19 protein-coding genes are annotated in these 23,824 nt (G+C 66.8%); 11 read left to right on the top strand and 8 right to left on the bottom strand.

Features of this window, described 5'->3' with window-relative positions; genetic code table 11:
* The first annotated feature begins 38 nt into the window (after positions 1–38).
* Both G7Y54_RS02430 and G7Y54_RS02425 read left to right on the top strand, forming a co-directional pair.
* Positions 39–1,094 carry a transporter substrate-binding domain-containing protein gene (locus G7Y54_RS02430; RefSeq protein ID WP_165076791.1) on the top strand — a complete coding sequence of 352 codons (1,056 nt, stop codon included), beginning with the start codon at positions 39–41 and terminating at the stop codon, positions 1,092–1,094.
* A gap of 127 nt (positions 1,095–1,221) precedes the next feature.
* A complete protein-coding gene (locus G7Y54_RS02425; protein ID WP_165076789.1) occupies positions 1,222–1,641 on the top strand; it encodes a GNAT family N-acetyltransferase in 420 nt (139 codons plus the stop codon).
* Positions 1,642–1,757: 116 nt separating this feature from the next.
* Here the strand turns inward: G7Y54_RS02425 and G7Y54_RS02420 are convergent, their stop codons facing one another.
* Together G7Y54_RS02420 and G7Y54_RS02415 are read right to left on the bottom strand one after the other, a co-directional pair.
* Positions 1,758–2,102: a DVU0772 family protein gene (locus G7Y54_RS02420; protein WP_165076786.1), complete on the bottom strand. Its 345-nt coding sequence runs from the start codon at positions 2,100–2,102 to the stop codon at positions 1,758–1,760.
* 44 nt (positions 2,103–2,146) lie between these two features.
* On the bottom strand, positions 2,147–4,894 hold the full coding sequence (locus G7Y54_RS02415; protein WP_165076784.1) for a hypothetical protein: 2,748 nt from the start codon (positions 4,892–4,894) through the stop codon (positions 2,147–2,149).
* Between the two features lie 302 nt (positions 4,895–5,196).
* Between G7Y54_RS02415 and G7Y54_RS02410 the strand changes: the two genes are divergently transcribed.
* From G7Y54_RS02410 to G7Y54_RS02400, 3 genes are read left to right on the top strand one after another with little or no spacing between them, the layout of a single operon-like run.
* Complete coding sequence (locus tag G7Y54_RS02410; RefSeq protein WP_165076781.1) at positions 5,197–6,060, top strand: PHP domain-containing protein; 864 nt, start codon at positions 5,197–5,199, stop codon at positions 6,058–6,060.
* Positions 6,054–7,214: a glycoside hydrolase family 3 N-terminal domain-containing protein gene (locus G7Y54_RS02405; protein WP_241159332.1), complete on the top strand. Its 1,161-nt coding sequence runs from the start codon at positions 6,054–6,056 to the stop codon at positions 7,212–7,214. Before G7Y54_RS02410 ends, G7Y54_RS02405 begins: the two co-directional genes overlap by 7 nt.
* A complete protein-coding gene (locus G7Y54_RS02400) occupies positions 7,211–7,921 on the top strand; it encodes a DsbA family protein (RefSeq protein ID WP_165076778.1) in 711 nt (236 codons plus the stop codon). The genes G7Y54_RS02405 and G7Y54_RS02400 overlap by 4 nt, the downstream gene beginning before the upstream one ends.
* Positions 7,922–8,010: 89 nt before the next feature.
* Here G7Y54_RS02400 and secA read toward each other — a convergent pair whose 3' ends face one another.
* Entirely contained in the window at positions 8,011–10,575 is a 2,565-nt protein-coding gene (gene secA / locus G7Y54_RS02395; RefSeq protein WP_165076776.1) for a preprotein translocase subunit SecA, read from the bottom strand.
* A gap of 210 nt (positions 10,576–10,785) precedes the next feature.
* On the opposite strand from secA, the gene G7Y54_RS02390 reads away from it, so the two are divergent.
* Both G7Y54_RS02390 and G7Y54_RS02385 read left to right on the top strand, forming a co-directional pair.
* Positions 10,786–11,544, top strand: a complete 759-nt coding sequence (locus G7Y54_RS02390; protein WP_165076773.1) for an amino acid ABC transporter ATP-binding protein — start codon at positions 10,786–10,788, stop codon at positions 11,542–11,544.
* A gap of 17 nt (positions 11,545–11,561) precedes the next feature.
* Complete coding sequence (locus G7Y54_RS02385; protein ID WP_165076770.1) at positions 11,562–12,719, top strand: tRNA methyl transferase PRC-barrel domain-containing protein; 1,158 nt, start codon at positions 11,562–11,564, stop codon at positions 12,717–12,719.
* Positions 12,720–12,778: 59 nt separating this feature from the next.
* On the opposite strand, the gene G7Y54_RS02380 is transcribed toward G7Y54_RS02385, so the two are convergent.
* The gene (locus G7Y54_RS02380; RefSeq protein ID WP_165076768.1) at positions 12,779–13,165 is read right to left on the bottom strand and encodes a glycine cleavage system H protein; all 387 of its coding nucleotides are present in this window, start codon (positions 13,163–13,165) and stop codon (positions 12,779–12,781) included.
* A 288-nt stretch (positions 13,166–13,453) separates the two neighbouring features.
* Here G7Y54_RS02380 and G7Y54_RS02375 point away from each other — a divergent pair, with 288 nt between their 5' ends.
* A complete protein-coding gene (locus tag G7Y54_RS02375; protein ID WP_165076765.1) occupies positions 13,454–13,705 on the top strand; it encodes a hypothetical protein in 252 nt (83 codons plus the stop codon).
* Between the two features lie 125 nt (positions 13,706–13,830).
* Here G7Y54_RS02375 and G7Y54_RS02370 read toward each other — a convergent pair whose 3' ends face one another.
* The 4 genes from G7Y54_RS02370 to G7Y54_RS02355 form a co-directional block, all read right to left on the bottom strand.
* Positions 13,831–14,610, bottom strand: coding sequence for a hypothetical protein (locus G7Y54_RS02370; protein ID WP_241159330.1), 780 nt, complete (start codon positions 14,608–14,610; stop codon positions 13,831–13,833).
* Positions 14,611–14,749: 139 nt separating this feature from the next.
* Entirely contained in the window at positions 14,750–15,775 is a 1,026-nt protein-coding gene (locus G7Y54_RS02365) for a zinc-ribbon domain-containing protein (protein ID WP_165076762.1), read from the bottom strand.
* Positions 15,776–15,854: 79 nt separating this feature from the next.
* Positions 15,855–17,162 (bottom strand): [FeFe] hydrogenase H-cluster maturation GTPase HydF, encoded by a 1,308-nt coding sequence (hydF, locus tag G7Y54_RS02360; protein ID WP_165076758.1) that lies wholly within the window; start codon positions 17,160–17,162, stop codon positions 15,855–15,857.
* The gene (locus G7Y54_RS02355; protein WP_165076754.1) at positions 17,149–17,829 is read right to left on the bottom strand and encodes a DedA family protein; all 681 of its coding nucleotides are present in this window, start codon (positions 17,827–17,829) and stop codon (positions 17,149–17,151) included. Before G7Y54_RS02355 ends, hydF begins: the two co-directional genes overlap by 14 nt.
* 125 nt (positions 17,830–17,954) lie before the next feature.
* Here G7Y54_RS02355 and G7Y54_RS02350 point away from each other — a divergent pair, with 125 nt between their 5' ends.
* From G7Y54_RS02350 to G7Y54_RS02340, 3 genes are all read left to right on the top strand, one after another.
* On the top strand, positions 17,955–19,112 hold the full coding sequence (locus G7Y54_RS02350; RefSeq protein ID WP_165076750.1) for a dienelactone hydrolase family protein: 1,158 nt from the start codon (positions 17,955–17,957) through the stop codon (positions 19,110–19,112).
* A gap of 126 nt (positions 19,113–19,238) precedes the next feature.
* On the top strand, positions 19,239–20,636 hold the full coding sequence (hydG, locus tag G7Y54_RS02345) for a [FeFe] hydrogenase H-cluster radical SAM maturase HydG (protein ID WP_165076747.1): 1,398 nt from the start codon (positions 19,239–19,241) through the stop codon (positions 20,634–20,636).
* Between the two features lie 105 nt (positions 20,637–20,741).
* Positions 20,742–23,783: a hypothetical protein gene (locus G7Y54_RS02340; RefSeq protein WP_165076745.1), complete on the top strand. Its 3,042-nt coding sequence runs from the start codon at positions 20,742–20,744 to the stop codon at positions 23,781–23,783.
* Positions 23,784–23,824: the final 41 nt, after the last annotated feature.

Genomic DNA, 23,824 nt, shown 5'->3' with positions numbered 1-23,824 from the left:
CGTGGCGCCGGCAAGCGCAGGAATTTTGTGGAGAATACATGCGACAGTTGCTGCTACTTTGCCTCGGCCTTACGATCATCGGCATCCAGGTGCTGCTCGGCGTGCAGACCTTTTACCCGCAGGCCTGCGCCAGCCGGGAGGATACACTGGGTGAGCTCCTTGAAGAGAAAACTTCCGTGCTCGACAAGATCGCCCCGGAAGACCTCGCGTGGCTTGCGGCGAACCCGATTGTCACCGTGGGCGTTGACCCCAACTTCTATCCTCTGGAAATGTTTGACGAACGCGGCCGCTATACCGGCCTCGGCGGCGATTATCTGCGCCTGCTCTCCAAGATGACGGGCCTTGACTTCCGGCCGCTGGCGACGAGCGACTGGGCCGCCACGGAGGAACTGGCGCGGCAAGGCAAGGTCGACCTCTTCATGGCCGCCGCCAAGACCGGGCGGCGCAGCGAGTACATGCTGTTCACCGCGCCCTATATCACCGAGCCGGGCATCATCATGACCCGGCGCGGCAGCGGCCTCGACAAGGCCGACATGAGCTCGCTCGCCGGCAAGAAGGTCGCCGTGGTGCAGGATTATTCCTGGCACGACTTCCTCAAGGAGTTCCACCCGGAGGTCATCGCCGTGCCCTCGGCCACCACGCTCGAGGCCCTGCAGAAAGTGGCCGCGGGCGAGGCCGACGCCGTTCTCGACTATGAATTCAACCTGCTGGAAAAGATCCAGACCGGCGGCATCCTCCAGATGCAGACCGCGGGCAAGGTGGATTCCTCCTACGGGCACGCCGTGGCCGTGCGCCGCGACCGGCCCGAGCTCTTCAACGTCATCACCACGGCCCTCGCGCAGGTGACCCCGCAGGAGCGCGAGGCCCTGGCGCAGAAATGGCTGCACCAAGAGCGCCCGGCCGGCCAGGAACGGCACTGGCAGTGGATCTTCTTCTTTTTCGTGGAGGCCTCACTACTCATCTTCGGGCTGCTCTGGCTCTACCATGCGGGCGTAAGAAAGCACACGCGCGAGCTGCGCGCCAGGGTGGCCTCGCTGGAAAAGCGCCTCGCCAAGGAAGAAAAGGCCCGCGTGGAAACACCGGCCGGCGCCTGAGCTGGGCTTTGACGGTTTTGCACAGGGCGTTTTCCCGCACGGGCCGGGCGAACGCCCTGTTGCGTTTTGGCGCGCCGGGCGTGCCTGTGCCTGACGCCTCTCCCGACTATCTTCAAGGCAGGCTTGCATGGACGACCGTGACTACTCCCCATCCCTTTCCGCTGAGGAATATTGCCGCTTGCGCAAGGCCGTGGGCTGGCCTGAACTGCCGCTGGAGGAGGCGGCCGCCGGCTTGCGCCATTCGGCGTACATAGCCTCCTGCCGGCGGGACGGCGAGGTCATTGGCGCGGTGCGCATCGTGTGGGACCACGGGTATATCGCCTATTTCTCCGACCTCATGGTGCTCCCCGCATGGCAACGGCGCGGCATCGGCAAAAAGCTCACCCAACTGGCGCTGAGCTGGGTGGAGGGGCAGCGCCGCCCGGGGTGGAAGATAAAGGTCGTGCTTATTTCCACGGCCGGCAACGAGGGCTTTTACAAGAAGTTCGGCTTTACCGATCGCCCCGAGGGCAGCATGGGCGCCGGCATGGACTTGTGGCTCACCTAAACGGCGCCCCAAAAATAGAGCGGCCCGGGCGCCGCATGAGACGCACGGGCCGCTCCCGAAACCTGTTTCCGGGTGCAAAGGGCCGGGGCTTCAGGGGCGCCCGGCTGCAAAAACCGCTATTGCCCGAGCTGCTCCTTCAGCCACGCCTTGATGGCCGGCGTCGGCGCGCTCACGCCGCGCAGGTCGCCATTGGCCTCGCGCCAGCCGGGCAGAAGCTCGTCCGGCAGGGGCACGGTGACAAGGTCTTCCGCGGCCTCTGAATTGCGGCGCACGAGGCGGATGACCGGCGGGTCCTGCCAGCTGTCCACCACGAAATAATGCGAAACGTCCTCCTTGGAGCGGACTGGCGGGTATTCGTCCTGCCAGTCGTTGTTGCCCCACTCCAGGTACATGGTGACGGCGTGTTCGGGCGTCAGGTTCCAGTCGATGGGATAGAGCGCAAAATCCTTGAGTGTCGGCATGGAGGGTTCCTTCCTTGGGGCGGCGCGCTCCCGGGCGCCGGCTGTCAGCCTTGCATGCGCGCCTTGAGCTGGCGGCGGTTTTCCAGTTGCTGCGCGGCCTCCTGCTGGCGGCGCAGTTTTTTCGCCTCGGCGAGGCGCTGCTTGCGGATGCTGTCGATGCGCGTCTGCTGCGCCTTCTGGCGCTGCTCCCTTGCCTGCTCCAGCAGTTTCTCGCGCTTGCGGTCAAAGACCAGGGTGGTGCGCAGGGCCCCCACGCCCACGGCGACGATGGTCACGATGATGACGAGCACCTTCTGTATCGACCACTGGTTTTCCCCGAGCAGGTACTTGAGCCAGCCAAGGCCCATTTTTTCGCCCCAGAACACGATGACAGGCACGCCCACGAAGCAGAGCACGAGGCCCACGATCTCCACCCATATGAAGGTGCGCAACATGGTAAGGCCGAAAAGGGTGCCGTCGCGCACGGTGCGCAGGAACTTGAGCCGGGTCTTCAGGTTCTGGAGCAGCTCGTCGAGGCGGGGGATGGCGTTCTGCGCGCGCTTGAAGGTCTCGGCCTCGTTGAAATTGCTCGCAAAGGCCCAGTTGATGATGCCCGCGCTCGAGTTGAAATCCGCGCTGAAGTCCCGCAGGGCCGAGGGGAAGGGAAACCACGAGGCTTCGTCGCGGATCTCCTCCAGCACGTCGAGGTAGGACTTGTAGCGGTTGCGCAGTTCCTCCACCTCGCGCTGGATGCTCTCCTCCAGTTCCTTTTCCAGTTGCGGGCGCTGGCGCACCATGCGGAAAAAGGCCATGTAGTTGTCGACCCTGCCGAGGGCGTCGAGCGCATGCACCTTCTGCCCGAGGCGCCCCTGCACGGGATGGTCTTCGGGAAACCAGGCCATGAGCCGTTCCTGCATGGCGTGGACGGCGCTTTTTTCGTTTTCCGCGTTCTTCCGGGCCTCTTCCCAGAGGTCGAACAGCGCGGAGAGCACGAGCAGGCGCCCGCGCTCGAGGGCCGGGTCGATGAGGAAGCGGTTGAAATATTCCGGCTCGGCGCGCACGAGCTCCACCACCTGATCGAGCACCTGCTCGGCAAAGCCCATCTTCACGCGGCAGATGATGCCCCGGTACATGACCTCGCGCCATTGCGGCATGACGCGCAGAACCTGCGTGTACAGGGTGCTCGCCTGGGCGAGCTGGCCCTGTTCCTCCAGAAGGCGCCCCTGCAGATACTCGTTCCAGGCCTGGAGCGAGGGCCACGGCGTCATGCCCGCTGCCTCGCGGAAAGAGTTGAGCGCCTGCGTGGTGTCGCCGCGCTCGATCTGGAGAAAGGCACGCACCATGCGCAGCCGCGGGTCGCGCTGGTGGCGCGCGATGGTCTGGACGATCTCCTTGTCGAGCTCCGAAAGTTCTTCCGGGGCGCTGCGCGAGAGCTTTTCCAGAAGGTCCCAGGCCGGGCTCTCGTCACGCGCGGGCTTGTCCTCGTCCGGGTCGGGCTCGCGCATGCGGTAGAGCCAGTTGCGCGGCACGTTGCGGAGCTGGCAGGGCCCGTTGAGGTCGAAGATGGCCTGGAGGAGCACGGCCGTCGGTTCTTCGCCCTCGAGCAGCTCGTCAAAGCCCTCCACGCCCTTCTCGCTCAGCACCGTCTCGATGCGCCGAAAGGCCTCGTTGATGACCTCGAGGTCCATGCCCTCCACCTGCTGCCAGGTCTCGGCGCGGGAGGGGAAATAGGTGCGCGTGGGGCATTCCGCGGCCGAGTGGTTGGGCAGGCCGCAATAAAAGCACGAGCCCCCCGCGGCGCCCGCGGCCAGCTGGCCGGACATGATGAGCGGGATGGAACGGCTGCTGATGCGGTTTTCATCCAGAAGGACATTGCACCAGCTGTCCATGCTGGTCTGGCCGCCGGTATAGCGCAGGTCGCGCACGGAAAAACCCTCGCCCAGAAGATAGGCGTTGCGGTAGCTCAGGTAGGGGAAATCCGGCATGAGATTGTCCCACTTGAGGCCGATCTTCTTGGGGAGGTCACTGTTGAAATTGAGGTTGTTGCGGTCGGCGACAACGCAGACGCAGGGCCAGTATTCGCCCTCGTCGAGCTTTTCCTTGTCGAAGGTCTCAAGATACTTGCGCATGAAGGTGCGAAACATGAGCAAATTGTCCATGGCAAGCATGACAAAGCCTTCCTGCACGATGGACTTGATCTTGAGCTCCTGGAGCAGGCCCTCCAGCTTGATGAACATGTTGCTCCACCCGGCCTGGAAGGCCTTGTCCAGCGGGCTGCCCAGCGGGTGCAGCACGGCGAACCACGCCTGGGTGGAGGAATAGGGCATGCGCACGTCCACCTCGGGCTCGGCCCAGGCCACGGAGGCCATGCCCTGCTGGCCGGTGGCGTTGGCGAAGGTGATGCCCGGCAGGACGTTGCGGCCCTCGCGGCTCTTGGGGTGGATCCAGATATCCAGCGTCTCGCGGGGGTGGATCTCCTGGGCGGAGAGGACACCGTCCACGAGCAGGCTGGCCTCGCGCTTGCTGCTCAGCTGGAGGCGCCCGGGGAAGAGCTCAATGCTCACGGGGAGCTCGTTGAAATTGCCCCAGATGCGCAGGCGCGCCAGCGCCAGAAAAACGTCGTCGGTAAAGAAGAACCAGATGGCCTGCCCGTGCTCCTCGCCCACGAGCATGCCGCCATAATTGAGCAGCGTCTGGTTCACCGCCTGCGGGAGATTTCCCTGCCAGCACACCCAGAGCACATGGCCCATGGTGCTCATATGGACATCCTTGCCCTCGGGCAAGCGCGCCAGAAGTTGCGATAATTGCGACATGGAACATCCTTTCCCGGCGGAAGGTGCCGGACTCTCCGGCGTGGGTGCGCCCTTCCGAAGGAAGCACTCTCAAGACTTCTACCAGAATCCGCCGCGGAACACAAAAACTCCGGCGGGGGCAGATCCGGCGGACATGCGTTCCTGAACTGTATCGGCAGTTTTCCATGGAATTTTATGCAAGAAAAATGCCTTTGTGAAATGAAGCTGGCGCGCCCGGGCGAGCGGCACTTCCGCCTCCCCGCAGACATGCTCTTTCCGCCGGCCCGCTTGCAGGAGCGCGCGGCAGGGCATACAAAGGGGGCATGGAGACGCTTCTTGTTGACCTGCATACCCATTCCACCGCCTCGGACGGGACGGACAGCCCGGCCGGCCTGATGGCTCGGGCGCATGCCCTGGGCCTCGCCGCCATCGCCCTGACGGACCACGACACGCTGGGCGGCCTCGACGAGGCCGAAAGCGCGGCCCGCGACCTCGGGCTCCCCTTCATCCGCGGCTGCGAGATCTCGACGCGTTCCGAAGCCGGCGAGCACCATATCGTCGGCCTCTGGGTGCCCCGACAGGCCGACGCGCTGGAAAACTGGCTTGCCGCGGTGCTTCGGCGCCGCAACGAACGCAATGCGGAAATGGTGGCGCGCCTGCGCGCGCTCGGCTTCGGCATCACGATGGAAGACCTCCGCGCCCGCGCCTCGGGGAGCGTGGGGCGCCCGCACATGGCCGCGGCGCTGGTGGACAAGGGCTATGTGCCCGACACGGGCACGGCCTTCCGCGAGTATCTCGGCTCAGGCGGCAAGGCCTATGTGCCCAAGCGGGTGCCGGCACCGGAAGAGGCCGTTCGCATCCTCACCGAAGTGGGCGCCACCGCCGTGCTCGCCCATCCCTGCCTCAATTCGCCACCCGAGGAGGCAGTCGATGCCCTGACAGAGCGCCTCGCCGCCAGCGGCCTCGACGCCCTGGAAGCGTGGCACACCAGCCATTCGGACGCAGCCACCCGGCACTGCGTGGAGCTCGCCGCGCGCTACGGCCTGGGGCTATCCGGCGGCTCGGACTACCACGGCGCCAACAAGCCCGGGCTTGAGCTCGGCACGGGCTACGGAGCCCTGCGCGTGCCCGCGACCGCGCTGGAAGCGCTCAAGGCGCGCCGCCGCGCCCGGGGGCTTGCGTGCTGAGGCGCGCTTTTCAGCAGATCTCCGCCCTCTTCCTTCTCCTCGGGGCATGCTCGGGGGGTGTGGCGCTCGCTCAGGGTGCCAGCGAGGTGCCCGCAGAGCCGCCCCTTGAGCGCATGCTCGGGGCCATGCTCATGTGCGGCTTCCGCGGGGCGCAGCTCGGCCCGGACGATCCCTTTCTTGCGGCCGTGAAGGCTGGCCGCGTGGGCAATGTCATCCTGTTTGACCGCGACGTGACCACCGGCGGCGAGCGCAACATCCGCTCGCCCGGGCAGGTGCGCCGCCTGACAGAAACCTTGCGCGCGGCCGCGCCCGGCCCCATGTTCATCGCCGTGGACCAGGAGGGCGGCCAGGTGCGCCGCCTCAAGCCGCAAAAGGGCTTTCTCGACCTGCCGGCCGCCCAGCGCCTCGGGCAGGGCAGCATCCCCGAAACGCGGGAGACCGCCGAACGCCTCGGCGAGGAGCTGACCGGCCTCGGCATCAATGTGGACATGGCGCCGGTGGCCGATGTGGACAGCAACCCGCACAACCCGGTCATCGGGCGCCTCGGGCGCGCCTTCAGTTCCGACCCGGCCATCGTTGCGACACACGCGCTGGCCTTCGGCCAGGGGCTGGCCGCGCGCGGCGTGGCGCCGGTGCTCAAGCATTTTCCCGGGCAGGGGTGCGCGAAAGAGGATTCGCACCTCGGCCTTACGGACATCACCCAATGCTGGGACGGCGCCACCGACCTCTTCCCCTATGCCGAGATCTTCCGCGCCGGCTGGCCGGGCATGGTCATGCCCGGGCACCTGTTCCACGCCCGGCTCGACCCGCAGCTCCCGGCCACGCTCTCGCCCATGGTGGTGACCGGGCTCTTGCGCCAGGGCCTTGGCTGGCAGGGGGTGGTCATCAGTGACGACATGCAGATGAAGGCCATCAGCGGGCGCTACGGGCTTCGGGAGAGCATCCTCCTGGCCGTGCGCGCCGGGGTCGATATCCTGCTCTATGGCAATAATCTTGAATGGGAAGAGGGCCTTCCCGAAAAAGTCTTTGAAACCTTGCGCGGCCTTGTGGAAGATGGCAGCATACCGAAGGAGCGGGTCAGGAAGTCGTGGGAGCGCATTGCCGCGCTCCACGCCCGCTACCAAAAACCTGCACCCCAACCGGAGACGCCATGAACGAAACGCATTTTGTCTATATCGCCGATGTCTACTGCCCCTGGTGCTATGCCTTTGCGCCCATCATGCAAAGGCTCACTGCGGAGCATCCCGACATCCCCGTGCATGTGCTCGGCGGCAACCTCATCAGCGAGGCCATCACCCTTGAGGAAGACGCGGCCAATTCCCCGGGCCTCACCGACTTCTGGCGCGAGGTGGAGCACACCTCGGGCCGCTCCCTCGCCGGCGCCATCGCGGCCGTGGAGCAAGGGCGAGACATCCGCATGTCCTCCCCCGGGGCCGACCTCGTGCTCACGGCCCTCAAGACGCTGGCGCCCGGCCACGAGCTCGACCAGATGGTGGCGCTGGAGGATGTCTTCTACGGCCAGGGGCAGGATCTCTTCACGGACGAGACGATCACCGCCCTCGCGCGCCGCTGGGGCATCGCGCCCGACGCGCTTATGGACGCGGTGCAATCCCAGCCCGTCGAAGAAGCCGCCCAGCAGGCGCACGCGAGGGCCGCGGCCCTCATGGGCGAGATCGGCGCCTACCCGAGCGTCTTCCTCGTGCGCGGCAACAAGCGCGACGCGGTTTCGCGCGGCTATGTGCACTATGAGACCGTGGCCGCCCGCCTTGAGGACGCCATGCGCGACCTTGGCGTGGACATGGAGCCTGGCGAGTCCTGCTCTTGGCACGGCGGCTGCACCGTGGGGCGCCACCGCCGCTGAGGCCCCCTTTCACCAGTGACGAAAAACCCCGGAGCCGAAACGCCCCGGGGTTTTCTTCTTTCTCCTTGCGCCCTCGCGCTGCACTGGCCTTATTGTCCCCTTCCGCAGCACTTCTTGTATTTCTTGCCGCTGCCGCAGGGGCAGGGGTCGTTGCGGCCCACACGCGGGGCCGCGCGCACGGGCTTGCGCGCCGGGGCCTCGCCCACGGTCTCCCCGCCGCCGGAATAGGAAAGCTCGGCCGGCTCCTCCCGGTGGCGGAATTCCCGGGCCATGTCCTCGCGCTCGGCCTGGGCCCTCGCCTCCTCTTCCTCCGGCCTCACCAGCTGCACGCGCACCCGGGTGAGCGCGCGGAACACGCTCTCGCGGATCTGGAAGAGCATGTCCTGGAACATTTCAAAGCCCTCGCGCTTGTATTCCAGCTTGGGGTCGCGCTGGCCGTAGCCGCGCAGGCCGATGCCGTCGCGCAGGGCGTCCATGTTGCGCAGATGCTCCTTCCAGCAGCGGTCCAGCTCCTCCAGCAGGAAGTAGCGCTCGATGTCCTTGTAGCTTTCGCCGGCGGCCGCCTTGAGCTCGTCGAGCATGCCGTGGACGAGCGCCTCGGTCTGCTCCCGTTCGGGCAGGGGCGCGTCCGGCGCAAGCACGCGGTCGAGGTTGAAGATGTCGCGCAGGCGCGCCATGACCGCCGCCTGGGTCTCGGCCAGGGTGTCGGGCGTGGCCGCATCCAGCGGCGCATAGACCACGTCGAGCACGTCACCCAGGAACTCCTCGAGCACGGGCGAGAGGTCGTCCTCCACCATGAGCTCGCGGCGCAGGGCGTAGATGACCTCGCGCTGCTGGTTCATCACGTTGTCGTAGTCGAGCAGGGTCTTGCGGATCTCGAAGTGGTGAGCCTCCACCCGCTTCTGCGCGCCCTCCACGGCCCGCGTGACCATCTTGTTCTCGATGGCCTCGCCGTCGCGCAGGCCCAGGCGCTCCATGAGGCCCTTGATGCGGTCCGAGCCGAAGAGCCGCATGAGGTCGTCCTCAAGCGAGAGGTAAAAACGCGAGGAGCCCGGGTCGCCCTGGCGGCCGGAGCGGCCGCGCAACTGGTTGTCGATGCGGCGGCTCTCGTGGCGCTCGGTGCCCAGGATGTGCAAGCCGCCGAGCTCCACCACGCCCTCGCCGAGCACGATGTCCGTGCCGCGGCCGGCCATGTTGGTGGCGATGGTCACCCTGCCCTTCTGGCCCGCCTGGGCGACGATCTCGGCCTCCTTGGCGTGCTGCTTGGCGTTGAGCACATTGTGCGGGATGCCGAGCTTGGTGAGCCTTTTGGAAAGCATCTCCGAGGTCTCGATGGAGATGGTGCCCACGAGCACCGGCTGCTGGCGCTGGTAAAGGTCGGCTATGGCCTCCACGATGGCGTCGAACTTTTCCTTGCGGCTGCGGTAGATGAGGTCCGGCATGTCCTTGCGGATCATGGGCTTGTTGGGCGGGATGCTGACCACTTCCAGCCCGTAGATCTGCTGGAATTCCACGGCTTCGGTATCGGCCGTGCCGGTCATGCCCGAGAGCTTGTCATAGAGGCGAAAATAGTTCTGGAAGGTGATGGAGGCGAGCGTCTGGTTTTCGGCCGCGATGGTCACATGCTCCTTGGCCTCCAGCGCCTGATGCAGCCCGTCGGAATAGCGGCGCCCGGCCATGAGGCGCCCCGTGAACTCGTCCACGATGACCACCTGGTCGTCCTGCACGATGTAGTCCACGTCGCGCTTGAACACCTGGTGCGCCTTGAGCGACTGCAACACATGGTGCTGGGCCGTTATGTTGGCCGGGTCAAAGAGGTTTTCGATGCCAAGAAGCTCCTCGCAGCGGGCCACGCCCTCGTCTGTGAGCATGGCCGTCTTGGCCTTTTCATCGACGGTATAGTGCTCGGGCCCGAGCTTGCGCACGATGTCGTCCACAGTGCGGTAAAAGCCCACGGATTCTTCAGACGCGCCGGAAATGATGAGCGGCGTGCGCGCCTCGTCGATGAGGATGGAGTCCACCTCGTCCACGATGGCGAAGTTGTGCCCGCGCTGGACAAGCTGGTTGGCATAGAACTTCATGTTGTCGCGCAGGTAGTCGAAGCCGAACTCGTTGTTGGTGCCGTAGGTGATGTCCGCATTATAGGCGGCCTTGCGCTCCTCGTCCTCGAGGCCATGCACGATGACGCCCGTGGTGAGCCCGAGGAAGCTGTAGAGCCTGCCCATCCACTCGGCGTCGCGCGTGGCGAGGTAGTCGTTGACCGTCACCACATGCACGCCCTTGCCCGAGAGCGCGTTGAGCACCACCGCGAGGGTGGCGACGAGGGTCTTGCCCTCGCCGGTCTTCATTTCGGCGATCTTGCCCTTGTGGAGCACGATGCCGCCCACGAGCTGCACATCATAATGGCGCATGCCGAGCACCCGGCGCGAGGCCTCGCGCACCAGCGCGAACACCTCGGGCAGCAGCTCGTCCAGGCTCTTGCCGTTCTCCTGCACCTCGACCTTATATTGCGCGATGCGCGCGGCGAAGTCCTCGTCGGCAAGCGCCTGCATCTCGGGCTCGAGGGCGTTGATCTTCGCCACGAGCGGCCGCAGGCGCTTGAGATAGCGCTCGTTCTTGCTGCCGAATATTTTTCTGAACAGGAAACCGACCATGGAAACTCCTCAGGAGGTAATCGGCGTGGAGTCAGCGGAAAAATACCTTTTCCGCAACAGGCTATGCTAGGGCTTTTTGTCCTCTTTGGCAAATCACGGCCCGGGCCGGCCCTGTGCAGCCGCACTTTCTTGACGAAAATGCCACATTCCTCTAGCCTCGAAAGCCTGCGCCCCCCATGAAAGCCCCCTCACCCTCACCCGGACCGCACCATGAGCACCGCCACGGAAGACCGCGAGACCGCCCCCATCATCACCATCAGCCATGTCTGGAAATACTTCGGGCAGCTTCCCGCGCTCCAGGACGTGAGCCTCAACGTGACCCCCGGCGAGCGCGTGGTCATCATCGGGCCTTCGGGCTCGGGCAAGTCCACCCTGCTGCGCTCCATCAACCGGCTGGAAGAAATCGACAAGGGCGAGATCTGCGTCCAGGGCGAGAACATCAACGACCCGAAGAACAATATCAACCAGGTGCGCCGCAACCTCGGCATGGTCTTCCAGCAATTCAACCTCTTCCCGCACAAGACCGTGCTCCAGAACCTGACCATGGCGCCCATCAAGCTCCTCGGCCTGCACGCCGAGGAGGCCGAGGCCCGCGCCCTCACCCTGCTCAAGAAGGTGGGCATCAGCGACAAGGCCAATGTGTACCCGGCCATGCTTTCGGGCGGCCAGCAGCAGCGCGTGGCCATCGCCCGCGCCCTCGCCATGCAGCCGGCCATCATGCTCTTTGACGAGCCCACTTCCGCGCTGGACCCGGAAATGGTGGGCGAAGTGCTGGATGTCATGGTGACGCTCGCCGAGGAAGGCATGACCATGATCTGCGTGACCCACGAAATGGGCTTCGCGCGCACCGTGGCCGACCGCTGCATCTTCATGGACCACGGGCAAATCGTGGAGGCCGGCAAGCCCGAGACGCTGTTCACCGCGCCGCGCCATCCGCGCCTGCGCCAGTTCCTCAACCAGATCCTCTAGGTTCCGCCCCGCCGCCCATGCGCATCGCCGTAGCCGTCAGCGGCGGCGTGGACAGCCTCTGCGCCCTGCTCCTCCTGCGGCGCGCCGGGCATGATGTGCTCGCCCTGCATGCGCTCCTGGCCGAGCCTTGGGGAGGCGCGCCCCCGCCCCTTGAAGGGCTTGCCGCCGCCTGCCGCAGCCTTGGCGTGCGGCTCCATGTGGCGGACCTGCGCGGCCGCTTCGCCAGCGAGGTCATCGCCCCCTTCGCGGCGGCCTATGCCGAGGGGCGCACCCCCAACCCCTGCGCCCTGTGCAACCGGCACATCAAGTTCGGCGCCCTGCTGGATGTGGCGCTGGGGCTCGGCGCCGAAGCGCTGGCCACCGGCCATTATGCGCGCCTTGCGCCGCATTCGCTACGCGGGGCACCCGGGCCGCTGCTGGCCATGGCCGCCCATGCGCCCAAGGACCAAAGCTATTTTCTCTCCCTCGTGCCGCAGGAAAGGCTCACGCGTGTGCTCTTCCCCCTCGCGGAGTTCACCAAGAAACGCTGCGCGGCCCTGGTGGCCGAAGCCGGCCTCGCGGTGCCTGTGCCCGTCGAGAGCCATGACATCTGCTTCGCGCCCGGCGGCGTGGATGCCTACCGCGATTTTCTTGAGCGGAAATGGGAGGAACTGGGGCTCACGCCCGCGGGGCCCGGGCCGGTGCTGCTCTGCGGGGGGGCCGCGTCCGCAGGAGAGCCCGCGGAAGAGCCGCGGAGTTTACGACAAACTCCTGAAGCAGCGCGCCCGCACCGGCGCATCGGCACCCATGCCGGGCTGTGGCGTTATACCGAGGGCCAGCGCCGCGGCCTCGGCATCGCCCATGCCGAGGCGCTGCATGTGCTGCGTAAGGATACAGCGGCAAACGCGCTTCTGGTGGGGCCGCGCTCCCTGCTCGGCATGCGCGGCTGCGTGGCGGGAGAGGTAAACGTGCTGGCCGGGGCCCATTTCTGGCCCGAGCGCCCCCTTGTCCGCTGCCGCTATGGCGGGGGCGTCGTGCCGGCAGAGGTGCGCCTTGAGGAGGGGACGAGCGGACAGAAACTGCATGTCCGCTTCGGCGAAACCTGCTTCCCCACGGCGCCGGGCCAGGTGCTGGCGCTCTACGATGAAGACGGCGCCGTGCTCGCCGGCGCTCTCGTGGAGGAAGTCCAGCCGTAAAAAGACGCCGCGCCCCGCGTGCCAACCTCGCTAGTGTGGCCGCAGGGCGCGGCGCAAGGTTACTTGGAGGCCGTTTTGCAAAAAGCGTCGTAGGCCGCGGCGTCCATGAGGTCCTTGGGGGCCTCGGCCACCTTGATGCGCAGGACCCAGCCCTTGCCGTAGGGGTCCTTGTTGCAGAGCTCGGGCGTGGAGTCGAGGGCCACGTTGGCTTCCACAACCTCGCCCTTCACCGGGCAAATAAGGTCTTTGGTGGGCTTGGAGGATTCCACCATGCCGCAGACCTCGCCGGCGGCAAGATGGGAGCCGGCGGAGGGGATGCGCATATAGGTGATGCCGTCCATCTGGGCCTGGGCGTAGTCGGTGACGCCGATGACGGCCTCGCCGTCCTTCAGGCGAACCCACATATGATTCTTACTGTAGCGCAGATTTTCAGGAATGAGAGCCATGGGGAGATCCTTCTCGCGCTGGGGCGCGTTTACGGGTTTTCGCCGCGGCCCCGAAGCCCGGGGCGCCGATATCCGGCCACGCACACGACTGACCGGCTGTTCCGCATACTAGCACAGGCACCGGGGCCGCGCAAGGCTGCGCGCCCGGGGACACGGTCTTCCCGGAGAAGAAATGCCCTTTCCACCTTCTTGAAATACCAGGATTTTTTTCGGCACGCCCGCTTCCGGCGCGCAGGCTTGGCCGCCTGTGCCCTTGTGCGGCAGGCCCAAACTTGCTAGAATGCCTCCATGAAGGAACTCGACCCGCACGCCATCCGCCCCTGCCTTGCCTGCGGCGGCACGGACGCCCATCTCGAATCCATGCTGCCCCCCGGGCGCCGCCAAGAAGTCTGGCGCGTCGTCTGCGCCTGCGGCCAGACGCTCCAGCAATGGTCCGTGACCCAGGGCGCCGCCATCCGCGCCTGGAACCGCAACCTCGCCCTGGAGACGGACAACCTCACCCCTTCACGGGAAAGCACGAGAACAAGCTCCAAGAGCTGAGGGTGCGAGCCGGCCCGCGCCCCACTACACATTCAGTATCGCAAAACGCTCCCGTGGCGAATTCCGCCCCGGGAGCGTTTTTTGCGCGTCAGCAAAGGAATGCCGCCCTTTTTCGGGCGCGTCTTTTAGAAGGCCTCGTTCCCCGTGATCCTGTCCCAAAGCGAGGGCTCGCCCTGCAACTGGACGGCCGTGGGATCCACCCAGCCAAGGATAAGCCGCCCCATGTCCCACGCGAGGCTGCGCGTGATAAGGCCCGAGGGATCGGCCGGATTGCGCTCGGTGATGGAAAAGAGATAGAAATCGTGCACCTTGCGGGCCTCCATGCTGCCGCCCTCGGCGAGCGACCACAAGAGGGTGCCGGTCTTCACGTCATAGACCTCCATGGAGAGCGAGACCGAGCTTTCGCCGCCCGAGCCGCCATCCATGAAATGATTGATGTAGCCGCCGACGAGCAACTCCGCCCCCTGCTGGCGCGCGATGGCGAGCGCGCGCTCCCGCTCGAAGGGGCCGGCCCAGGGCGCGTATTCAAGCGTCTTGAAGGCGCCGAGCGAAAGCCAGACCTGCCATATCTGCCGTGAGAGCAGGTCGCTGAAGGTCACGGCATTGGTGGTCTGCTGCACCATGCGCAGGGGCACGAAGAGGGCCGTGGGCTTGTGCCCCAGCGGGGCCGTGGGCGAAACATAGGCCACGGGCGGCTGGCGGCGCACGAAATTGTCCGTCTGGATCTGGATGGGCGTGCTCAAGTCGCCCGTGAGGGTGACCGCCGAGCGGCTGTCGTCCGGGGATTTGGCGCAACCCGCGGCGGCGAGGGCCACGAGGATGGCAAGCAACGGGGCGGCGATGGCCCGCGCAAGGAAATTGCCGCAGGTTTTTGCGCAGGCGCAAGCGTTTGGCGTCGAAGTCATGACAGTATCTCCCTCAGGCGTGGGCGCCCGGCTTCAGTCGATTTCGCGCAGTGGAGGGGCTGGCCATGCGGCGGCTCCCACCATCAGGTGGAAAGGCTGCGAAATCCATGCCAGCAGCGCCCATGGCGCGCCGCGGGTTTCAGCCCTGAAGCGCCGTCATGGCCTGGAGCACGATCGGCCCGAAGACGAGCGCAAGGGGCACGAAGCCGAAGAGCGTCTGCGCCCAGTTGAGCCTCAAGGCCGCGCGGCAGCCCACGGCCAGGCAGGCGAGCCCCCAGACCATGCCGGCCAGCGAGCCCAGCGCGGGAACGATGCAGAGCAGTGCCGGCGCCGAGCTGTAGGCCATGATCTGGAAGATGAGCGAAAAACTCGTGCGCTCGCGCGCCACGATGCGGTAGGCGAGGAACATGAGCGCCGAGAACACATAGAGCTGGAGCACGAGGAGGCCGCAGCGCAACAGCAGGCTCAGGGCCAGGTCGGTCTTGGGGGCGAGCAGCGTGAGCAGGTTTTCGAGCTGCGGGTCCGTGGCGGCCGCCGGGCTGAGCGCGGAAACGAGCATCGAGCCCCAGAAGCGCTCCACCACGGTCTGGATGACGCAGATGACGAGATAGAAGCCGAGGGGCCGCAGCTGGCGCGCATGCGGCCTCAAGCCCGCAAAAAAGCGCGGCGCGGCGAACATGACCCGCAGGACGGTCTGGTAAAAGGCCTGGAGCCAGCCGCCATTGGCCGGGGCGGCGTCCCAGGGGTTCACGTCCAGCAGGACGGTATCGCCCGGGGCGCGGGCCTCCTCGTCACCCTGCGCGAACCGGGCAGCCTCGCGGGCATAGGCGCGCCGGGCCGTCTCGCGGATGTCTTCCTCTTCCTCGGTTTCAGGCCCCGCGTCGCGCGCAGGCTGCTCCTCGTGCGGCTCACTGGTGGCACCGGGGATAACGGCGCCCGGCGGCAAGTCGGAGGGAGCACCATGGGCGGAGGCGCCGCCCTGCCGCAGGGGAACAACGCGGGGCCCGGCCTCTTCCCTCGGCGGCAGCACGCCGAGCACCCCGTCGCGGACGGAGAAACGGAAACGGCAGGCGCATTGGGGGCAGGTGGCGATGACCACCTCGCCGGGCAGGCGGTCCTCCGGCAGACGACGGCTGAAACCGCACTGCGGGCACACGATATTCACGCGCTTCTCCTCTCGCTTGGGCACTCGCCTTGCGTCATTCTCGCCCCTTCATAGCCGCTGGCGCCAGCGCTGGCAAGCCTCAGGCGCGCCCCGGGCGCGTGCCGGGCTCCCCTCTCCGCGCCCTGGCCCGGGCCTCCCGGTAGGCGGTAAGCGCGTCGGGAAAGGGCGCCAGCGCGCGCTCGAGCACGCCCTGCCCAAGCGAGAGGGCCACGCCGTAATTGGTCATGGGGAGGCCCATGCCTCGGGCGGCGGCCATGCGCCCGAGCATCTGGCGCCGCGTGATGACGCAGCCGCCGCAATGGATGACGGCCCGGGCGCCTTCTGGGTAGGCGAAAAATTCCGTGCCCGCGGCGACCACCGCCTTCACGTCCCCGCCGGCCAGCGCGCGCAACAGCCGCGGCAGCTTGACACGGCCGATATCGTCCGCCTGCGGGTGGTGCGAGCAGCCCTCCTGGATGACGACCGTATCACCGGGCGCAAGCCCCTCCAGGGCGGCCGCCCCGGCGGCGAGCTCGGCGAGGTCGCCCTTGAGGCGCGCCATGAGGATGGAAAAGGTCGTCAGGGGCACATCCTCCGGCGTGGCCGCCACTGTCTCGCGCACGACCTGCGAATCGCAGATGACAAGATCCGGCGGCACGGCCAGCCGCCCAAGCGCGCCCGCATATTCCCCGGGCGTGGTGACGAGGCAGCTGGCATGGCCGTCCAGGCAGTCACGGATAGCCTGCACCTGCGGCTGGATGAGGCGCCCCTTGGGCGCGCCCGAATCCAGTGGCACCACCAGCACGGCGAGCGCCCCTGCGGGCAGCAGGTCCGCGAGGAGCGGCGGCTGCGCAAGCGCCGCTTCGGGTAGGATGCGCGCGAGCGCCGCCACGACGGCGCCCACGCCGGCGCCCGACTTGGCGGATACGGGGATCTCGCCATGCTGCCCGGGGAGTTCATCTGCCCCCTCCCCATCCCTATCCGCCTTGTTGCGGATGACGGCAAAGGGGATGGCCAGTTCCTCAAGCAGGGCCGCCAGATCGCGCTCGGGCGCCTCCCAGCGGCCCCTGTCCGTGACGAGCAGGGCGGCGTCCACGCCGCGCAGGGCGTTCTTCGTGCGCTCCACACGCTGGCCGCCGAGGGCGCCTTCGTCATCGATGCCCGCCGTATCCAGCAGCACCACGGGCCCGAGCGGCGCGAGCTCCATGGTCTTGGCCACGGGGTCGGTGGTGGTGCCCGGCGTTTCCGACACAATGGACACGGCCTGCCCGGCCAGCGCGTTGAGCAGGGAGGACTTGCCCGCGTTGCGCCGGCCCACGAGGGCGATATGCGGCCGCAGCCCCTTGGGCGCGCCCCGCCCCTCCGGCGGCTCAGTGCCCGGCGCCGGGCCTTTATTAGCGGGAGCCATCGTCGTCCTCCTTGTGCGCCGGGGCTTCCCTCCCGCGCCCGAGCCATCCGCGCGCGAGCTCGATGGCCACCGGCAGCACGGAAATGAGGATGATGGCATAGACGATGAGGCTGAAATTCTCGCGCACCCACGCGAGGTTGCCGAGGAAGAAGCCGGCGGAGACGAGCGCGCCCACCCAGAGCAGGCAGCCGATGATGTTGTAAAAGAAAAACACCGCCGGGTTCATGAGCGCGATGCCGGCCACGAAGGGCGCGAAGGTGCGCACGATGGGGATGAAGCGCGCGAGCACGATGGCCTTGCCGCCGTGGCGCTCATAAAAATGGTGCGCCTTGAGCAGGTATTCCTTCTTGATGAACCTTGTGTCGCGCGCGAAGATGGGCGGCCCCACATGCCGGCCGATGCAGTAGTTCACCGCGTCGCCGCTGATGCCCGCGGCGAGCAGGACGAGCATGATCTCGGGGTAGCCCATGAGCCCCGCCCCGGCCACCACGCCCGAGGCGAAAAGCAGCGAGTCCCCGGGCAGGAAGGGCGTGACCACAAGCCCTGTCTCGCAAAACACGATGACGAACAGGATGCCGTAGATCCACATGCCGTACTGGTCCACCAGCTCGAAAAGGTGGACATCGATGTGGAGCACGAAATCCAGGAAAAAGCTCAATGTTTCCATCACTCACTCCTGCTGGGGGCCGCGGCTGGGCGGGCGCTTGCCCGGCGTCCGCACGCTGCGCGAAGCCGCGCCGGCGCCCCGCCCGCCTCTTGTACCCCACGGGCGCCTGTGGCACAACAGGCGCCATGCGCTGCCATCACTGGACGCGGCTCTGCGCGGCCGCCCTCTCCGCCCTCCTCCTGCTGCAGGCGTCCATCACGGGCGCCAACGCCGCCGAGGCATACAAGCCGGCCTTCCGCACCTTGGGGGAGCTCACGGGCGAGCCGGCCCTGCGCCTGGACATCAATGTCTGGTATCCGGGCACCCGCGCGCCGCGCGAACTCAGCTACACACCGTGGACGCTCTACGCCGCGCGCAACGGGCGCCCGGCCGAGGGGCGCTTTCCCCTGCTCCTGCTCTCGCACGCGACGCCGGGCACCCGCTTTTCCTATCACGACACGGCGGCCAGGCTCGCGGCGCGCGGCTTCGTGGTGGCCGCCCCGGCCCACGCCCGGGACAGCATGCACAACATGGACGACCTTTTCACCTGGGCGCAGCTCGAAAACCGGGTGAAGGAGCTCACGGGCACCATCGACGTGCTGCTTGCGGACAAGGAACTCTCGGCCTCCATCGACCCTGCGCGCATCGGCGTGCTCGGCTTCGGCACCGGGGCGGCCGCGGCGCTGCTGCTCGGGGGGGCGCTCCCCGACTGCGCGCCCTGGGGCCAGTATTGCGCGCGGGCCGGCCCCGGAGACGCCTATTGCAATCCCTGGGTCAGGGGCAAGATCGACGCCATCTGCGCGGGCTTCCCCCTCACGCGCAGCCTTGCCGACCAGCGCGTCAAGGCCGTGGCCGCGGTGGCGCCCGGCTACGGGCTTTTGTTCGGGCCCGGATCCTTCCGCCATTTTTATCCGCCGCTCCTGCTCGTGGTGGCCGGGGCGGAAAAGGTGGACAGGGCCGAGCTCCATGCCGGCGCCATCGCGCGCCTGCCCGGGCTCAAGGCCACGGTGCTGGAGCTCCCCGAGGCCGATACCGGGGCACTCATGGCCCCGTGCCCGCCCTCCATCGCCGCGGAGCTCCCCGAGCTGTGCACCTCGGTCACGGCCGAAACACGCTCGGCCCTGGGGCGCCGCCTCGACGCCGCGCTCACGGACTTCTTTCTCCGGCACCTTGGGAGCGCCGGCAATGTGCCGCACATCCCGCCCCCGCCAGACCTCACGCCGGCCGCCCCGGAAAAACCGGCCCCCGCGGCGCCGGCCAAGCCCAAGAAGCGGCGCTCCCGACAGGCCCGCAACCTGTCCTGACGCGGGCGCATTCCTTGCGGCTGGCGTTTTGTTCCGCAACATGCTAGATTTCCGCCATCCAGACATCCGTCCCTTCCCGCAGCCCATGGCCGCGGGCTCACCTTTTGCCACCTGAAGGATGCACTCATGCCCGGCACTTCCGCTTCCGCTCCGTCCTGGCTGGACCCCGTTGCCATCGAAACGGCACTTGCCCGTGAAAGCGCGCCCGAAACCGCGGTCGTCCGCGACATCCTCGACAAGTCCCTGGCCCTGGAGCCTCTGGGCCCGGACGAGATCGTGGCCCTTTTGCGCGTGCGGAAGCCCGAGGACCTCACCCTCATTTTCGGCACCGCCGACCTTGTGAAGCAAAAGGTCTATGGCGACCGCATCGTGCTCACCGCCCCCCTGCACGTCAGCAACACCTGTGCCAGCGAATGCCGCTATTGCGCCTCGCGCAAGGGCAATACCGCGGTCCAGCGCAAGCGCCTCAACCCGGCTGAGATCCGCGAGGCCGCGCGCAAGCTCATCCGCCAGGGTCACAAGCGCGTGGTGCTCGTGAGCGGGCAGAGCACCGAATCCGACGTGGAGTACTGGGCCGAGACCACGGAGGCCCTGCTCAGGCTCTATGACGGCATGGGCGAGATCAGGCGCGTCAATTTCGACCTCGGCGTGCTCACGCCGGAAGAATACGCGGTGCTCAAGCGCACCGAGGCGGGCACGGTCAACATCTACCAGGAAACCTACCACGAAAAGAGCTATCACAACGCCCACCCTGACGGCCCCAAGAGCGACTTTGCCGGCCGCCTCGCCGGCCCGAGCGTGGCGCTCGAATCCGGCATGCCCGACGTAGGCCTCGGGCTCGCGCTCGGCCTCGGCCCGTGGGAATTCGACCTTCTGGGCCTCGCCGCCCACGCCGCGCACTTGGCACAGGCCTACGGCGCGGGCGCGCGCACCGTCAACCTGCATCGGGTGCGCCCCGCGCCCGGCTGCGACTTCCAGGCGCCCTATGCCTTGAATGACGATGAATTCCTCCGCGCGGTGGCCATCACGCGCCTGGCCATTCCGTATACGGGCATCCTGCTCACCACGCGCGAGCCCGCCGGCGTGTGGCGCGAGGCCTGCAATATCGGCTGTTCGCAACTGCTCACCGGCAGTGTCGCCAACCCCTATGAGAGCTGGACGGACGCCCCCGGCGAAAAAGCGCCCTTCCCCATCGGCGAGGAATGCCACCTCGACGAGGTGGTGCGCTTCCTTCTGGAAGAAGCGCGGCACCTGCCCTCGTTCTGCACGGCCTGCCCGCGCCTCGGCCGCAGCGGCCGGGAATTCATCTCCCTCGTGCGCAACGGCAGCATCAAGTCCCAGTGCGGGCCCAATTCCATGGCCGGCTTCATGGAATTCCTCATCAATTACGCCACGCCCTACACGCGCCAGCTCGGCGAAAAGGTCATCGCCGAAAAGCTGGAGCAATTGCCGGAGCATGAGCGCGGTGCGGCGGAGCGCCTTCTCCAGAAGGTGCGCTCGGGCCGCATGGACGAATTCATCTAGCGCAGGACACGGCTCACGGGGCGCGCGAGGGTGGGCAGCCTTCCGCGCCCCGGCGGGCATTTGCCGGTGAGCGATTCAACACGGCGGCCAGCAAGGGGGCGCGGCGTGGCGGAACATTGGAGCGACATCTATTTTGACAAGCAGGACAGGGACATCCTGGCCCTCGTCAACCACATCCTTGATTCGCGTACCGGCCCGTCCGACAACGGCCTTTTTGACCCGAATCTCCATCCCCACGGCATCAAGGAGCTGGCGGCGAGCCCGGTGGCGCGCATGGCCTCGGCCGTCGTCAACCTGCTCCGCAACCTCGAGGCGGGCGACGCACAGGCCAGGGACAGGCTGCTCGCCCTCGAGGTGCTCTACGACGAGGTGCTCAACAGCGCCCACTCGCTGCTTCGGCGCAATACCGCGCGCGTGCTCATGCAAATCATGAAAGACATGGTGCGCGCCCATGGCGACCGCCTGACCCAGCTCAAGCTGGCGCATGACTTCCGGCGCACCGTGCAGGGCACGCCGCGCATCGTGCGGCACATGCTCGCGCGCTACCACCTGCCGGAAATGCCCGAGGAATGGAACCAGATCGCCTTTGACGACCACGTTTACGACGCCAACACCAAGGGCCGCAAAACGCCCACGCACCTCATCATGGACGCCTGGATCAAGGGCATCCGCGACATCACCATCGGCTACGAATACTGGGTGCCCCCGGACGCCGCGCGGGAGATATTGCGCGCTTCGGAGATCACCGGCCTCACCGTGCGTATCGGCATCGAGTACCAGGTCCCCTATTACGGGCACTATGCGCGCCTGTTCTGGATACCGCGCGGTTTCAGCTCCAACGAGGACTTCCTGGAATTTCTCCACAACCCCAAGCTCGCGGACATGATGAAGAAGGGCCGCGAGGTCCTCAGCTGGAAAAAGGCGCGCATCCTGCGCATCCTCAACGCCTGGAACGACCGGGAGCGGCCGCGCCTGTCCGAAGCCTGGGGCGTGGAGGTGCCTCCCCTCGACCAGCAGGACTTTCTCGATTTCGTGGGCCGCGGCCAGCCCTCCATGCATCATCTTTCCGAATTCCTGCACCGCCATGTCCTGCCTGCGGCGCGGGAAAGGGCGGAGCGCCTGGCCAAGAGCATCGCCGGGGGCACATCCGAGGGCAGCGCGGCCAAGGAAGAGATCGACGCGCTGGAAAACCTGAGCGCGGACATCATCGCCGACGAATGGCTGAGCGCCGAGGCGCTGCCCGAAGTGCGCGAACTCCTCCAGCCGGGCCTCGAGGACGTGCCGGAACTGTTGCGCCTCTCCCCGCACGAGCTGGTGCGCGAGCTCCAGGAGCTCAATCCCGGCTATCGCCTCGTGCTGGGCCTCACCGACCTGCGCGTGGAGGACGTGGCCGAGATACTTTCCGACTGCCACGGCGCCATCACCCATCTCGAGATCTTCAACATGCGCGCGTGGCTGGAGGGGCGCCTGCACGACCTTGAGGCCATCGGCGAATTGCAGCGGGCCCTCAACCTCGGCCTCGGCCCCCGCGTGAAGCAGATGATCCGCCAGATGGGGCGGCACCTTGAGCGCGTGGGCGACGACGCGCGCGCGGCCAAGTTCAAGAATATCCTGCGCAATGTGCCCAAGCTCTGGGAGCATTACCGCCACAGCCCGCTCAAGTCGCGCCTGGGCACCAGTTCGGGCGGCCGCCGCTCCTACGGCATGGGCCTGGTTCTCAAGGAGACGCTTTCCCCGCGCGCCTTGGCCGAGCTCAGGCGCAAGCCGCAGCAGGCGCGGCCCATTCCCCTCTGCTCGCCGGTGGAAGAGACGGAAATTTTCCGCGAGCCGGAAAACCCGACCTTCTGGCAGCGGCTGGCCGCGCATTTCCGCCGCATCCCCGGCTGCCGGCACCTGGGCATGGAGCGCAAGAGCGAATGGAAAACGGCCAGCGAGTATTGCCGCATCTGCAAGCACGGCAATATCGCCAACCTGGGCGGCCTCAACCAGGCGCGGCAGAACGACCTGCTCGGCAAGAGCAAGTCCGGCGGTCATACGCGCCTCGGCCTCACCTATCTCAACAGCTCCATCAGCAACTGGCTCAAGGTGCTTTTGGGCTTCATCCCGGCCTTTTTCTCCTTCATCTATACGCAGGACTGGTGGTTCCTCGCCTGGTTCGGCACCTTCATCTGGTTCGGCATCACGGGCGTGCGCAACGTGGTGCAGATGATGTTCGCGGCCAACGGCTTTTCACGGGGCACGCTCATCCACTGGAAGGACCAGGTCAGCATCAGCAGGATCTGCGATTCGCTGATGTATACGGGCATTTCCGTCCTGCTCCTCGAAGTCATGGTGCGCGTGTGGCTCTTGCAGGACTGGCTCGGCTATTCGGTGGAAAACCATTCCACCCTTGTCTTCACGGTGCTCAACATCGTCAACGGCTTCTACATCTGCGCGCACAATGTCTTCCGCGGCTTCCCCAAGGAGGCGGCCATCGGCAACTTCTTCCGCAGCGGCCTCGCCATCCCGGTGTCCTCGCTGTATGATTTCCTGCTCTTCCAGCTCCTCCTCGCCGTGGGCGTGGCCCAACCGGAGATCTACCTCGTGCCGAGCGCGGCCGTGGTCTCCAAGATGGCGTCCGACACGGTGGCGGCCATCATCGAGGGCTATGCGGACAGCCAGGTCAACCTGCGCATGCGCCGCTGGGACTACAAGAGCAAGATCGCCAATGTCTTCGCCTGCTATACGCGCCTCGAGCTGCTCTTCCCACAGGAAGACGCCCTCGTCATGCTGGCGCGCCCGGGCGGCCTCAAGGGGCACGGCGGCTCAAGGGGGCGGGAGCTTGAAAAGGCCTTCATCATCAACGCCCTCGACCTCATGTATTTCTGGTACTACCAGCCGCGGGCGCAGGATGCCTTCCGCAAGATGCTCGTTACCATGCCCGACGCCGACCGCCACGTGCTCGCGCGCGCGCAGCTCGTGCTCACGCGCGAACGCGAGATAAGCCAGATGCTGGTGGACGGCCTTCTGGGACGCAATTTCTCGCCGCCGCTGGCTTTCTTCCTCAGCAAGCACATGCAGTACCTGCGCCTCATGAGCAAGCTCTGCCGGCCCCACCAGCACCGGGCGCACCATGCGGTAAGCCATGCGCGGACGCAGGCGGCCTAGGGCGCCACGTCTCCCACGCCACTTCCCGCAAAGGAAAAGCC

The organism is Desulfovibrio sp. ZJ746 (assembly GCF_011039155.1).
Classification (GTDB): domain Bacteria; phylum Desulfobacterota; class Desulfovibrionia; order Desulfovibrionales; family Desulfovibrionaceae; genus Desulfovibrio.
This window is presented reverse-complemented; position numbering and strand designations above follow the sequence as displayed.

Excerpts from the sequence above, each read along its gene's own strand:
- hydG (WP_165076747.1), top strand. The coding sequence starts at position 19,239 with ATGCCCGGCACTTCCGCTTCCGCTCCGTCCTGGCTGGACCCCGTTGCC.
- G7Y54_RS02375 (WP_165076765.1), top strand. The coding sequence starts at position 13,454 with ATGAAGGAACTCGACCCGCACGCCATCCGCCCCTGCCTTGCCTGCGGC.
- G7Y54_RS02350 (WP_165076750.1), top strand. The coding sequence starts at position 17,955 with ATGCGCTGCCATCACTGGACGCGGCTCTGCGCGGCCGCCCTCTCCGCC.
- G7Y54_RS02370 (WP_241159330.1), bottom strand. The coding sequence starts at position 14,610 with ATGACTTCGACGCCAAACGCTTGCGCCTGCGCAAAAACCTGCGGCAAT.
- G7Y54_RS02355 (WP_165076754.1), bottom strand. The coding sequence starts at position 17,829 with ATGGAAACATTGAGCTTTTTCCTGGATTTCGTGCTCCACATCGATGTC.
- G7Y54_RS02415 (WP_165076784.1), bottom strand. The coding sequence starts at position 4,894 with ATGTCGCAATTATCGCAACTTCTGGCGCGCTTGCCCGAGGGCAAGGAT.
- G7Y54_RS02410 (WP_165076781.1), top strand. The coding sequence starts at position 5,197 with ATGGAGACGCTTCTTGTTGACCTGCATACCCATTCCACCGCCTCGGAC.
- G7Y54_RS02425 (WP_165076789.1), top strand. The coding sequence starts at position 1,222 with ATGGACGACCGTGACTACTCCCCATCCCTTTCCGCTGAGGAATATTGC.
- G7Y54_RS02390 (WP_165076773.1), top strand. The coding sequence starts at position 10,786 with ATGAGCACCGCCACGGAAGACCGCGAGACCGCCCCCATCATCACCATC.
- hydF (WP_165076758.1), bottom strand. The coding sequence starts at position 17,162 with ATGGCTCCCGCTAATAAAGGCCCGGCGCCGGGCACTGAGCCGCCGGAG.
- G7Y54_RS02380 (WP_165076768.1), bottom strand. The coding sequence starts at position 13,165 with ATGGCTCTCATTCCTGAAAATCTGCGCTACAGTAAGAATCATATGTGG.
- G7Y54_RS02400 (WP_165076778.1), top strand. The coding sequence starts at position 7,211 with ATGAACGAAACGCATTTTGTCTATATCGCCGATGTCTACTGCCCCTGG.
- G7Y54_RS02430 (WP_165076791.1), top strand. The coding sequence starts at position 39 with ATGCGACAGTTGCTGCTACTTTGCCTCGGCCTTACGATCATCGGCATC.
- G7Y54_RS02385 (WP_165076770.1), top strand. The coding sequence starts at position 11,562 with ATGCGCATCGCCGTAGCCGTCAGCGGCGGCGTGGACAGCCTCTGCGCC.
- secA (WP_165076776.1), bottom strand. The coding sequence starts at position 10,575 with ATGGTCGGTTTCCTGTTCAGAAAAATATTCGGCAGCAAGAACGAGCGC.
- G7Y54_RS02420 (WP_165076786.1), bottom strand. The coding sequence starts at position 2,102 with ATGCCGACACTCAAGGATTTTGCGCTCTATCCCATCGACTGGAACCTG.